The sequence below is a fragment of the Amycolatopsis orientalis genome (assembly GCF_000943515.2).
Classification (GTDB): domain Bacteria; phylum Actinomycetota; class Actinomycetes; order Mycobacteriales; family Pseudonocardiaceae; genus Amycolatopsis; species Amycolatopsis orientalis.
In genome coordinates, this window is record NZ_CP016174.1 from 3486048 (window position 1) to 3497552 (window position 11505).

Annotated in this window: 12 protein-coding genes; 8 read left to right on the top strand and 4 right to left on the bottom strand. The window is 70.9% G+C overall.

What is annotated here, in order from left to right:
- Positions 1 to 39: 39 nt before the first annotated feature.
- From SD37_RS15655 to SD37_RS15665, 3 genes are all read left to right on the top strand, one after another.
- Positions 40 to 309 carry a DUF1905 domain-containing protein gene (locus tag SD37_RS15655; protein WP_044850253.1) on the top strand — a complete coding sequence of 90 codons (270 nt, stop codon included), beginning with the start codon at positions 40 to 42 and terminating at the stop codon, positions 307 to 309.
- The gene (locus SD37_RS15660) at positions 310 to 777 is read left to right on the top strand and encodes a hypothetical protein (protein ID WP_044850252.1); all 468 of its coding nucleotides are present in this window, start codon (positions 310 to 312) and stop codon (positions 775 to 777) included.
- 173 nt (positions 778 to 950) lie between these two features.
- Positions 951 to 2360, top strand: coding sequence for a DHA2 family efflux MFS transporter permease subunit (locus SD37_RS15665; RefSeq protein WP_052674821.1), 1410 nt, complete (start codon positions 951 to 953; stop codon positions 2358 to 2360).
- Positions 2361 to 2416: 56 nt separating this feature from the next.
- On the opposite strand, the gene SD37_RS15670 is transcribed toward SD37_RS15665, so the two are convergent.
- Positions 2417 to 3934 (bottom strand): sialidase family protein, encoded by a 1518-nt coding sequence (locus tag SD37_RS15670; RefSeq protein WP_044850251.1) that lies wholly within the window; start codon positions 3932 to 3934, stop codon positions 2417 to 2419.
- A 173-nt stretch (positions 3935 to 4107) separates the two neighbouring features.
- On the opposite strand from SD37_RS15670, the gene SD37_RS15675 reads away from it, so the two are divergent.
- The gene (locus SD37_RS15675) at positions 4108 to 4704 is read left to right on the top strand and encodes a hypothetical protein (protein WP_044850250.1); all 597 of its coding nucleotides are present in this window, start codon (positions 4108 to 4110) and stop codon (positions 4702 to 4704) included.
- Positions 4705 to 4716: 12 nt separating this feature from the next.
- Positions 4717 to 5277, top strand: a complete 561-nt coding sequence (locus SD37_RS15680; protein ID WP_044850249.1) for a hypothetical protein — start codon at positions 4717 to 4719, stop codon at positions 5275 to 5277.
- On the opposite strand, the gene SD37_RS15685 is transcribed toward SD37_RS15680, so the two are convergent.
- Both SD37_RS15685 and SD37_RS15690 read right to left on the bottom strand, forming a co-directional pair.
- Positions 5249 to 5947, bottom strand: a complete 699-nt coding sequence (locus SD37_RS15685; RefSeq protein ID WP_044850248.1) for a Crp/Fnr family transcriptional regulator — start codon at positions 5945 to 5947, stop codon at positions 5249 to 5251. The genes SD37_RS15680 and SD37_RS15685 overlap by 29 nt on opposite strands.
- Positions 5948 to 5997: 50 nt before the next feature.
- On the bottom strand, positions 5998 to 7422 hold the full coding sequence (locus SD37_RS15690; protein ID WP_044850247.1) for an aminotransferase-like domain-containing protein: 1425 nt from the start codon (positions 7420 to 7422) through the stop codon (positions 5998 to 6000).
- On the opposite strand from SD37_RS15690, the gene SD37_RS15695 reads away from it, so the two are divergent.
- The gene (locus tag SD37_RS15695; RefSeq protein WP_044850246.1) at positions 7421 to 8317 is read left to right on the top strand and encodes a DMT family transporter; all 897 of its coding nucleotides are present in this window, start codon (positions 7421 to 7423) and stop codon (positions 8315 to 8317) included. The two genes, SD37_RS15690 and SD37_RS15695, sit on opposite strands and share 2 nt — an antisense overlap.
- 56 nt (positions 8318 to 8373) lie before the next feature.
- On the top strand, positions 8374 to 9549 hold the full coding sequence (locus SD37_RS15700) for an MFS transporter (protein WP_083254975.1): 1176 nt from the start codon (positions 8374 to 8376) through the stop codon (positions 9547 to 9549).
- On the opposite strand, the gene SD37_RS15705 is transcribed toward SD37_RS15700, so the two are convergent.
- Positions 9527 to 10519, bottom strand: coding sequence for a YeiH family protein (locus SD37_RS15705; RefSeq protein WP_044850245.1), 993 nt, complete (start codon positions 10517 to 10519; stop codon positions 9527 to 9529). The genes SD37_RS15700 and SD37_RS15705 overlap by 23 nt on opposite strands.
- Before the next feature lie 71 nt (positions 10520 to 10590).
- On the opposite strand from SD37_RS15705, the gene SD37_RS15710 reads away from it, so the two are divergent.
- Complete coding sequence (locus tag SD37_RS15710; protein ID WP_037306341.1) at positions 10591 to 11499, top strand: LysR family transcriptional regulator; 909 nt, start codon at positions 10591 to 10593, stop codon at positions 11497 to 11499.
- The last annotated feature ends 6 nt before the right edge of the window (positions 11500 to 11505 follow it).

An 11505-nucleotide genomic window follows, 5' to 3' on the forward strand; every position in this document is an offset into this window, starting at 1 on the left:
AACCGCGGTTTCGTCGGTGCCCTGTCGTAGGGTGCCTTCATGGACAAAAGGTTCACCGCGACGCTGCTCAAGAGCCCGGAAAAGGGCGGCTGGACATACGTGGTCATGCCCGGCTCCGCCGAATTCTTCGGCACCAAGGGCCTGGTCAAGGTCCGGGGGACCATCGACGGGCAGCCGTTCCGGAGTTCGTTCATGGCGCTGGGCGACGGTACCCACAAGCTCCCGGTGAAGGCCGAAGTGCGCAAGGCGATCGGCAAGGAAGCGGGCGACACCGTGGATGTCGTCCTGCTCGAACGGCTGGAGGACTGAGTGGCCGCGGAGTGGAAGCCGTCGCCGGTCATCAAGATCTACGAGGCGCTCGGCGCGGTGGCCGACGGGCGCGTCGAGGTCGACGGTGACACGGCGCGCGTGGCGTCTTCGGACACGGCGAAGACGTACGACGTGCGCCACGATCCGGCCGCGGGATCGATCACGGCCAACGACAACGGGTCGTACTGGCAGGGTTATCTCGGCTATCCGGGCATCGCGTATCTGATGGTGCGCGGCGTGCTCGCCTACGACAGCGGCCTCGCCGCCGAGCTGGTGGGCGTGCCGTGGAAGGAACTCGCCACCCGGTATCGCAACGACTGGGCGAAGGTCGAGAAGCACGTCCGTGACGACCTGGCCGAGCGTGGCGTGGACCTGGGCCGGTTCGACGCCGGACTCGCGGAAATCTCCAGCCGGCTGGAGGAATTGGCGCTCACCAAGCTTTCCCCTCGGCTGCGGCCGCCGAAGTGAGGTTGGCGCGAGCTGCTGGTCGTGAGTGGTAAGTGTCGTTCTAACGACACTTACCACTCACGACCACCTCGCGAAGCCTTGGGAGACGGGTGTTCTTCACTTGACCTTGAGTTAAGTCGAGGTTTTAGCGTGGGCCAGGTCAAGATCCCCTGGCACGTGAGGAGAACATCCCGATGGCTGTATCGGCACAACGGCGGGCGGAGGCGGCCCCGCCGCCGGACAAGGTTCCGGCCGAGGCCTGGCGGATGGCCTGGGTGATCGTGCTCGGCGCGTTCATGACCATGCTGGACACCACGGTCCTCGCGGTGGGCGCCGAGACGCTCACTCAGGAACTCGGCGCCGGAATCGCTTCCGTGCAATGGGTTTTCACCGCGTATCTGGTGGCGCTCGCGATCGCGCTGCCGTTGTGCGGCTGGCTCAGCCGCCGGTTCGGCGCGGGCCGGGTCTGGCTGATGTCGCTGGCGGCGTTCACGGTGGCGTCGGCGCTGTGCGCGCTCGCCGGGAACGTCGGCTGGCTGATCGGGCTGCGGGTACTGCAGGGCCTCGCCGCCGGGCTGCTCCTGCCCGCGGGGCAGACGGTGCTCGGCCAGGCCGTCGGGCCCGCCCGGCTCGGGCGGGTCATGGGAACGCTGGGCATCGTGATGAGTGTCGGCCCGACGTTCGGCCCGGTCCTCGGCGGTGTCCTGCTGCGCGGGCTGTCGTGGGAATGGCTGTTCCTGATCAACATCCCGGTCGGCGTGGTCGCCCTGGTGCTCGGCCTGCGCCTGGTTCCCCGTGGTGAGAAGGGCGCGGCGGCGCGTCCCGACTGGCTCGGTTTCCTCTTGGTGAGCTTGGGGATCCCGGCGTTGCTGTACGGGCTCACCACCTGGGGCGAGGGCGGCGCGGAGTTCGGTGTGGGTGTGCTGGTGCCGCTCGTGGCCGGGATCGCGCTGCTGGTGCTGTTCATCCGGCGTTCGTGGGGACGGGCGGACGCGGTCATGGACCTGACCTTGTTCCGGAGCCGGGTCTACACCGCGGCCGTCGCGCTCTCCTTCTTCGCCGCCCCGGCGTTGTTCGGCGCGCTTTTCCTGCTGCCGCTGTACTTCCAGGTGCTGGGCGGGAACGGGGTCATCGAGACGGGGCTGCTGCTGATGAGTCTCGGCGTCGGCACGGCGATCGCACTGCCGGTCTCCGGCAGGCTCACCGACCGGTACAGCGCGGGCCTCGTGGCGGCGTGGGGGAGTGCCGCGACGCTCGCCACCACCGTCCCGTTCGCGATCGGCGGCTTCCCGCCGGACGGCGTCGTCGTGCAGATCCTTTTGGTGGCCAGGGGATTGGCTGTGGCCTTCCTGCTGCTGCCCGCGACGACGGCCGGCTACGCGGCCGTCACCAAGGAGCAGCTGCCCGACGCCGTCGCGCAGATCAACATCGTCAGCCGCGTCGGCGGGGCGGCGGGGACGGCGCTGTTCGCCGTCGTACTGGCGAACCTGCTGCCGTCGGGGACGGCGATGGCGTTCCGGGTGACGTTCTGGTGGCTCACCGCCGCGGCCGTGATCGCGGTGGCGCTGGGAATCAGGCTCTGGTGGGTTTCGCGGCGTGCTTGACCTCGTGAGTGGTGATGACGGTCGGAACCGTCATCACCACTCACGAGACCGCCTGCTCAGTCGCAGTGTTCGACCGGGCTGTTGTACGCCGTCCCGCCCGCGGAACCGCCCCACTTCACGCATTTGCCCGCGGCGGAAGCGCGGACCGGGCCCGCGAACCAGGCGAACGAGCCGGAGTCGGTGATCCGGGACGAGCCCTGGACCTCGAGGTAGGCCGACGTCGCGGTGGCGGTGCCCGCCGACGTGCTCTTCATCGTGCTGACACAGTTCTGTCCGTTGGAAGCGTTGTAGGACAGGTAAACCGTGCCCGCGGTCCCGAGCGGGGCCGAATCGATGACGCCGTAGCCGCCGCCGCACGCCGGGGCGCCGAGCGTCGTCTCGGTGACGGTCGAGAAGCGGATGGTCTCGTTGGCGTTGCCCGCCGGACCCGCTTCGTACAGCACGCCGACCGAACCCGAGGACAGCTGGACCATGTCGGAGTAGGCGGCGTCACCGCTCCACACCAGCGTTCCGGCGGAATTGCCCTGCCAGTTCGCGCCCTCGTCGAACGACGAACGCACGACGAGTTCCTTGCGGCGGTCGCAGACCGACGGGGCGGCGAACAGGAGCCGGTTGTACTTGCCCGCCTTGTCGGTCGCGGTCATCCGCGCGGTCGAGGCCTGGACGACCGGGGTGATCAGATCCTCCTCGAAGGTGAACTTGGTGGAGAAACTCGCCCCGCCGTCGGAACTGAGGGCGTAGGCGCGGTTCTTCGCGCCACCGCTGAGGCATTTGTCGTCGTTGTTGGCCTGGTTGCGCGCCGCCACGTAGACCCGCCCGTCGAGCAGTTCGGTGACGCTGATCTCCTGCGGGTTCAGCGCGGTGGTCGCCGGGGTGTCGGTGGCGCCGCGCTTCCAGGTGACGCCCTGGTCGTCGCTGTAGATGAGCGCACCGCTGTTCGCGGTGCCGATGGTGTAACTCATCCCCGCGACGATCCGGCCGGCGTGCGCGCCCCGCGTCAGCACGATGCCGTGCGACGGGCCGGTCGCGAGCCAGCCCGGCGCCGTGCTGAACCCGAGCTGCGTGGTGAGCACCTTGGGCGCGGTCCACGTCTTGCCGTGGTCATCGCTGATCGAGACGCGCGGAATCCGGTTGCAGTCAGGGTTCTTGACGCATTCCAGCACCGAGAGCAGCACGATCCGCCCGGTGGACGGGATCACGATCGGCGTCGGATTTCCTTTGGTGTCACCGAAACCTTCGATGACGATCTTCGGGGCGCTCCAGGTCTTCCCGTTGTCGGCCGAGCGCTTCACGACGAGATCGATGTCGCCGCGGTCGTTGCAGAAGCTGGCGCCGCCCTTGCGTCCTTCGGCGAAGGCGAGCAGTTCGCCGTTGTTCGCCTTGACCACGGCGGGGATTCTGAAGCAGTCGTAACCTTCGGTTTTCTCTTTGTACACCAACGTGTTTCCGACGGCGGCGGCCGAGACCTGGTCGGTGGACACCGGGGCGGCGAGGGAGGTGGCCGGGGCTGCGCCGACCGCCGCGGTGGCGACGAGGGCCGCGAACAGGCCCTGTGCGACGCGGGAGATCTTCACGGGAGTACTCCGTCCTGGAGGTGATTCCGGGTGACGGGAGACCAGAGTCCTTCCCTGTCGTACAAGGCGCGTACAACCCGGTTTCGCGCTCTGTGTCAGGTGACGCAGAACCGCGGCGCTTTCGCTGACAGAGTCGGTCTCGTCGGACACGACGCGAGAGCAGGGGAGGGCCGATGAAGGTGATCGATCCCGAGGGACGTGGGTGGGTGGTCGATCGCCGGTTCGCGCCGTGGCGCCGGTGGGTCCAGCCCTTCGCCGGGCTCACCGGCGGTTACCGGCACTACGAGCTCACCGCGTATTGGAAGCTCGAGTCCGGGGACGGCGTCGAGGGCCACGAGGACACGCCCGTGGACAAGGTGCTCGTCGGGACGCTGGGGGTGCTGTTCGTCTTGGACGCACTCGTGAAGTTCCCGGTGTACCTGCTGCTGGGGGTCTTCCTGCTGCCGTTCCTGTTGCTGGAAATGGCGGGCCAGGCCGTGGCGGGTTCCGTCGCGCGGCTGGTGCGGTGGTTCCGGAACGCACCGGCCAGGGTCGACGTCGCCGGCTGGCACAAGGATCAGAGCGGGCTGGTCTCGCTGACGATCCTCAGGGTGCGCGACAACCTGGCGGAGCCCTTGACGATCGAGCTGTGCGCTCTGCTCCGCGAACGCGTCATGTTCGATCCCGGCGAGCCTGCCGTCCGCGAGGCGCTCACCCGGTTCGGCGCGCGGGTGGAATCCCATCGGACCCTCCTCTGGGACAGATCTGTGTCAGGATCCGGTCACCGATGAGGGAGAAACGCGATGCGGGTGACCGATGCCGACGGCGGCGAATGGCTGATCGTGCGCCGGTTCGCGCCGTGGCTGCGCCAGATCCGCCCGATCGCCATCGTCACCGAAAGCGAGCGCTACCGGGAAGTGTCGTTCACCCGGCACCGCGGCCGGTCCGCCGAGAAGGAACGCCCCGGCTTCGAAGACCTGCTCATGCTGGGGTTCGCCGCCACGCAGGTGGCGGGGCTCGCGCTGATCCTGTCGCCGGTCCTCCTGGCGGAACTGGTGGCCTGGGCGGTGACAGGGGCGTTCCTCTGGCTGGCGAGGCTGACCGGTCTGGTGCGGGCCCGGATCGACCTCGTCGCGCCACCACCCGCGGTGCGCAGCCTCGCGCCGGTGCGGGTCCTGCTGGTGCCGAGGACGGCCGCGGCCCGGCTCGTCCGCGAACTCGGCGGCCTGATCGAGACCACGCCGGACTTCGATCCGGAGAACGAACCGCGTGTGCGGAAGCTGTTCGCGGCCACCGGGGCGCGGGTGGAGCGGCACTTCGGCCTGCCGTGGCGGCTCAGTGCTCGTCGGGTGCGAGTTTCCTGAGGTCGCGCAGGCTCCGGACGACCAGCCGCTGGCGCCCGGTGCTGAGCAGCCCGTCGGCGCGCAGGGCCCGCAACGTCCTGGCGACGGCTTCCCGTGACGCGGACGCGAGTCCCGCGAGATCGCGCTGGCTGATGCGCAAGGCGATCAGCGTGCCGTCGGGTACGGGGACGCCGTACCGCTCGGCGAGGTCGACCAGGATCGCGGCGATGCGTTCGGCGGCGGTGCTGTCCCCGAATTCGGTGCGGCGCGAGTTGGCGTAACGCAACCGGGAGGTGATGATCCGGAGCAGGACCACGGAGATCCCGGCGTGTTCGCGGAGCACGGAGTTGAACGCGCGCGCGGACAGCCACAGCCCGGTGACCGGTTCAACGGCGATCGCCGTGGCCGAGCGCAGGCTGCCGTCCATCGACGCCATCTCGCCGATGATGTCGCCAGGGTCGCGGACGGCCAGTACGGCGTCGTAACCGCCGGTGGACACCGACGTGATCTTGACCCGCCCGGTCATCAGGATCAGCACCCAGTCCGAGCGGTCGCCCTCGCGGATGATCACCGTCCCGGCCGGGTACCGGCGCAGCTCGGCCGCGGCGCGCAGCGCCTTGCGCTGGACGTCGTCGAGCAGCTCCCAGAGCCTGCCCGGTGAATCGTGCGGCTCCGCCGCCGGCTGTGTCATGCCTTCTCGTCGCCTCCGTGCGCGATGGTACGAGCAGGCGCCGTCCGGCGTTAACCGGGGAGCTCTTGGTACGCCTGGGAAAGGCGCCGGATCCCGTCCCGCACCTGTGCGCCGGTCGCGGTACTGACGTAGCTCAGGCGCAGATACGGTCCCGGCGCCTCGGCCGCGAAGTAGAGCTTGCCGGGGGTGACCGCTACTCCGGCGCGGAAAGCGGCGCTGGTCAACGTCGTTTCGTCGGCGGATCCGGGTAGCGGCTGCCACAGGTGATAGCCCCCGGTCGGGACCGGGACGGCGCTCCAGGAGGGCAGGAATTCCCGCAGTGCCGAGACGGCGACGTCGCGACGTTCGCGCAGCGAGGCGGTGAGGGTCCGCAGATGGCGGGCCCAGGCGGGAGAACTCACCAGCTCCAGCGCGGTCTCCTGGAGTGGCCTGGGCACGAAGAAGCTCTCGACGGCGTGCAGTCCGCGCAGGCGTTCCAAGGCGGGCCCGCGGGCGGCCAATGCGCTGATCCGCAGGCTCGGTGACGCCGGTTTCGTGAGCGACCGGATGTGCACGACGACACCGTCGGGATCGTCGGCCACGAGCGGCGGCGGGGGAGGCGGGCTGCCGGGATGGGCCATCAGCCGCGCGAAATCGTCCTCGATGACGAAAGCGCCCGCGTCACGGGCGATCCGCAGGACCTCGGCCCGTCGCTCGGCACAGAGGACCGCGCCCGTCGGGTTCTGGAACGCGGGCTGGCAGACGAACAGCCGGGCGCCGGTGTCGCGGAAAGCGTCCGCGAGCAGTTCGGGCCGGACGCCGTCGCGGTCGATCGGCACCGGGACCGGCCGCAGCCCCGACGCCCGCGCGATGGCCAGCATCCCCGGGTACGTCGGGGATTCGACCAGCACCGGCGCGCCGGGGGCGCCGAGCGCGCGCAACGCCGTGGTCAGCGCGCTCTGCCCGCCCGCGGTGACCAGCACGTTCTCGACGTTCACCGGGCTGCCGATGTCCCTGGCGAACCAGGCCCGCAGTTCGGGCAGGCCGCAGATCGGCGGCCGGGTCCAGGCACCGGGACGGCGTCCGGCCCTGGCCGACGCGGCCGCGAGGTCCCGTTCCGGTTGCAGGCTGGGATGCGTGTAGCCGCCGTTGAGGTCGATGACCCCCGAGGGCGGGTCGCTCAGCGCGGTGAGCACGCCGGTCGCGTCGATGGCGCGGATACCGGACTGCGAACTCAGCGACACCTCCTGCCAGGAGACGTCGCCGGTCACCGACGACTCCCGGGGCGGCGGCGCGCGGAAGACCCCGGCGCCGGGGCGGGTGATCACCAGGCCTTCCGCGGCGAGTGCGGCGATGGCGCGCGACACCGTCACTGGGCTCACTTTCAGCTGCCGGACGAGTTCCCGGCTCGACGGGAGCTTTCCGTCGACCGGATAGCGGTCGAGGTCGGCCCGCAGCTGTGTGACCAGGCTGGTGACGCTGCTACCATCGGACATGAGACTGGATGATAGCGCTATCGCGGACCGGGCAGTAGCGGTCCGCTCCGGGACCGCGCTGGCGGCGCTGGGTGTCCTCGCCTTCTCGTTCACGTTCCCCGCCACCGTGTGGGCGCTCAAGGGCTTCGACGCGTGGACCGCCACGGGGCTGCGCAGTGTCCTGGCCGCCCTGGTCGCCGGCACCTGCCTGAAGGTCTTCCGGGTCCCGTTGCCGAGGCGCGACCAGTGGCGGGGTCTGGCTGTGGTCTCCCTCGGCTGTGTCCTCGCCTTCCCGATCCTGACCACGCTCGCGCTCAAGACGTCGTCGACGGCGCATTCCGCGGTGGTGATCGGGCTGCTGCCGCTGGCCACCGCCGTCATCTCCTCGAAGCTGACCGGGCACCGGCCGTCCCGCCGGTTCTGGCTCGCCGCCGCGGTCGGCGCGAGCGCGGTCGTGGTGTTCACCGTCGCGCAGAGCGGCGGCGGACTGTCCACAGCGGACCTGTTCCTGTTCGGCGCGCTCGTGCTGTGCGCGTTCGGGTACGCCGAGGGCGGCAGGCTGGCCAGGGAAATGGCGGGCTGGCACGTGATCGCCTGGGCGCTGGTCATGGCACTGCCGGTCACCGGCGCGTTCGCCGTCTTCGGGTTCGCGACCGAGCCGCTGCACGTCACCGGCGAGGGGATCGCCGGCCTGCTGTACGTCGCCCTCATTTCCCAGTTCGGCGGGTTCTTCGCCTGGTACCGGGGAATGGCCGAGATCGGGGTCGCGCGGGCCAGCCAGTTGCAGCTCGCCCAGCCGCTGCTGACCCTGGTCTGGGCGGTCCTGCTGCTCGGCGAGCACCTCCCGGCGGCCGCGCCGGTGACGGCGCTGATCGTCGTCGCCTGCATCGTGGTGACCCAGCGCTCCCGGAGCTAGATCAACGTCGCGAATCCGCCAGACCACGGTGCCCGCGCGGTGATGGGCTGAAGCGCATGACCGCTTCGACTCTCGACACCTCCGCGCGGACACCGGTGAAGGGATGGCTCGCCGTCCTCGCGGTGACGCTGGGGATTTTCTCCCTCGTCACCACGGAGATCCTGCCGATCGGCCTCCTGACCCCGATCGGCGAGGACTTCCGGATCACCGCGGGGACGGCGGGCCTGACCATGACGCTGCCCGGCTTCGTCGCCGCGCTCGCCGCCCCGGCGGTCACCGTCGCCGCCGGACGCCTCGACCGCCGGGTCCTGCTGTGCGGCCTGATGGTGGTGCTGGCGCTGGCCGACGTCCTCGCGGCGACAGCGCAGGCCTACTGGGCGGTGCTCGTCTCGCGGATCCTGGTCGGACTGGTGATCGGCGCGTTCTGGGCGATCGGATCCGGGCTCGCCACGCGGCTGGTCGGTCCCGCGCGGGCGGGCACGGCGACCGCGGTGATCTTCTCCGCCGTGCCGCTGGGCTCCGTGCTCGGCGTGCCGGCGGGAACTTTCGTCGGTGAACTGCTCGGCTGGCGAGCGGCGTTCGCCGTGATGGGTGTCTTCACGCTCGGTGTGCTCGCCGCGCTGGCCCTGTCGCTGCCGCCGCTGCCGTCGGCGGGTGGCACGCGGCTCGACGTCCTGCGCGAGATGACGCGCGGGCGGGCGACCAGGCTCGGCCTGCTCGTCACGGTGCTGGTCGTGCTCGCCCATTTCGGGACCTACACCTACGTCACGCCGCTCCTGCGACAAGTCACGCAGGTGAGCCCGGAGCTGATCACCGTTTTCCTGCTCGTCTACGGCACCGCCGGGATCGCGGGCAACTTCGCCGCGGGTGCGGCGATCGCCCGCGACCTCCGCCTGACCTTCCTCGCCGCCGCGGGGCTGATCGGGGTCGCGACCTGCGCGTTGCCGTTCGCCGGCGACTCGCGGGCGGGCGCGCTCGTCCTGCTGGTGATCTGGGGTTTCGCCTATGGCGCCGTCCCGGTCTGTTCGGGAACGTGGTTCGCGAAGGCGGCACCGCGCTACCCCGAGGCGGCGTCGGTGCTGTTCACCTCGTCGTTCCAGGCGACCCTTTCGGCGGGCGCGCTGCTGGGTGGCTTCGTCGTCGACGCCGTGTCCGTCCCGGCGGTGATGCTCGCCGGCGGCGCGGTGGCCTTGCTCGCGGTGGCCGTGCTCAGCCGAGCACGGCCAGCGTGACCAGCGCGGTGGTCCCGACCAGCAGGGTCGAGAGCAGGCCGAGCAGCAGGGCACGGCCCCCGGTGCGGACCAGCGTGCCGATCCGGACCGCGCAGCCGAGTCCGAACAGCGCCCCGGCCAGCAGCAGCGTGCAGCCGACCTTGGCGACATCGAGCGCGGCGCCCGGCACGATCCCGGTGCTGCGCAGGGCCGCCATCGCGAGGAAACCGAGGACGAACAGCGGGACCAGCGGCGGACGCTTGCCGCCGTCGGCCGGGCGGTGGCGTTCGTGCACGCCGACCGCGGCGACCATCGGGGCCAGCAGGACCACCCGGCTGAGCTTGATCACGATGGCGACCGCGACGGCGGCGCCGCCCGCGGGGGTGGCCGCGGCGACGACCTGCGCGACTTCGTGCACGCTGAGCCCGGCCCATTCGCCGATCCGGACCGCGTCGAGGCGCAGCCAGCCGCCGAGCAGCGGGACGGCCGCGATGGCGAGCCCCCCGTAGAAGGTGACCAGCGCGACCGCGGTCGCGACGTCGGAGTCCTCCCGTTCGACGATGCCTTCCATGGCGGCGATCGCCGACGCGCCACAGATCGAGAAGCCGGTCGCGACCAGCATCGCCAGCCCGCGCGGCACGCCGAGGAGCCTGCCGAGGCCGATCGTGCCGAGGAACGTGATGCCGACCGTGAGCACGACGGTGAGCAGGGTGCCGGGGCCGAGCGCCAGCACCGAGGGGAGTGAGAGTTGCAGACCGAGCAGTACGACACCGGCACGGAGCAGCTTCTTGGTGACGCCGGAGATCGCCTTCCGGGTCTCGTCCGACAACGCGGGCAGGGAGCCGGCGAGGATGCCGAGCACGACGGCGATGGTGAGCGCGCTGACGACGGGGACCGCGGTGCCGACCAGGTAGGCGGCGGCCACTCCGGCGCCGGTGATGGCCAGGGCGGTCAGGTAGGGCTTCGTCGGTCTCGCGTGCGTGGTGCTCATGGTTCGAGCCTCGTCCGGAAGAGGTGGCCTCGGTAGCGGGGAATACGAGGGGTAGGTCATAGACTTGGGCTATGACCGCACCCGATCTGGACTCCCTGCGCCTGCTGGTGCTCGTGGACGAGCTCGGCAGCATCGGGCAGGCCGCGGCCAGGCTCGGGATCGCGCAGCCGTCGGCGAGCAAACGACTGTCCACAATCGAGCGACGGCTCGGGCTGGTGCTGGTCGACCGCACGCGGCGGGGGTCCGCGCTCACCCCCGACGGCCGGGTCATCGCGGGCTGGGCGCACCGCGTGCTGTCCGAACTCGACGGTCTCCTCGACGGCGCCGAAGCACTGCGCACCCAGCACGAGGCGGAACTCCGCGTCGCCGCGAGCATGACGCTGGCCGAACATCTGGTCCCGGGCTGGATCGGCGAACTCAAACGCGGGAACCCGGGGCTGTACCTCGGACTGGAGGTCACGAACTCCGATCAGGCGGCCGAACTGGCCAGGGAGGGCAAGGTCGACCTCGGGTTCGTCGAGTCACCCGGCGCGCTGCCCGGCCTGTCGTCGAAGCGGGTGGCCACTGATCGCCTGGTCCTCGTCGTGGCCGGAAGCCACCCGTGGGCGCGCAGGCGCCGCGCGCTGACCGCGGCCGAACTGGCGGTCACGCCGCTGGTGGTCCGCGAACCCGGGTCCGGGACCAGGGAAACCGTGGACACCGCCTTGCGCAAGGCCGGGGTGGGCCCGGCGAAACCGTTGCTGGAACTGGGTTCCGCGTCCGCCGTCCGCAACGCCGTGATCGCGGGCGCCGGTCCGGCGGTGATCAGCGAACTCGACGTCGCCCGCGACGTCGCCGACCGCAGGCTCGTCGCGGTCGCCGTCGAGGGTGTCGACTTCGGGCGGGAACTGCGCGCGGTGTGGCCGGCCGGGCGGCGGCTCGCCGGACCGGCCGCCGCGCTGCTGGCCCTCGCGGTCCGTTCCCGGAATCCGCGCGGCTGACGGCGA

Coding starts and splice junctions, on each gene's coding strand:
- SD37_RS15695 (WP_044850246.1), top strand. CDS start 7,421: ATGAGACTGGATGATAGCGCTATCGCGGACCGGGCAGTAGCGGTCCGC.
- SD37_RS15700 (WP_083254975.1), top strand. CDS start 8,374: ATGACCGCTTCGACTCTCGACACCTCCGCGCGGACACCGGTGAAGGGA.
- SD37_RS15680 (WP_044850249.1), top strand. CDS start 4,717: ATGCGGGTGACCGATGCCGACGGCGGCGAATGGCTGATCGTGCGCCGG.
- SD37_RS15710 (WP_037306341.1), top strand. CDS start 10,591: ATGACCGCACCCGATCTGGACTCCCTGCGCCTGCTGGTGCTCGTGGAC.
- SD37_RS15705 (WP_044850245.1), bottom strand. CDS start 10,519: ATGAGCACCACGCACGCGAGACCGACGAAGCCCTACCTGACCGCCCTG.
- SD37_RS15665 (WP_052674821.1), top strand. CDS start 951: ATGGCTGTATCGGCACAACGGCGGGCGGAGGCGGCCCCGCCGCCGGAC.
- SD37_RS15685 (WP_044850248.1), bottom strand. CDS start 5,947: ATGACACAGCCGGCGGCGGAGCCGCACGATTCACCGGGCAGGCTCTGG.
- SD37_RS15655 (WP_044850253.1), top strand. CDS start 40: ATGGACAAAAGGTTCACCGCGACGCTGCTCAAGAGCCCGGAAAAGGGC.
- SD37_RS15690 (WP_044850247.1), bottom strand. CDS start 7,422: ATGTCCGATGGTAGCAGCGTCACCAGCCTGGTCACACAGCTGCGGGCC.
- SD37_RS15675 (WP_044850250.1), top strand. CDS start 4,108: ATGAAGGTGATCGATCCCGAGGGACGTGGGTGGGTGGTCGATCGCCGG.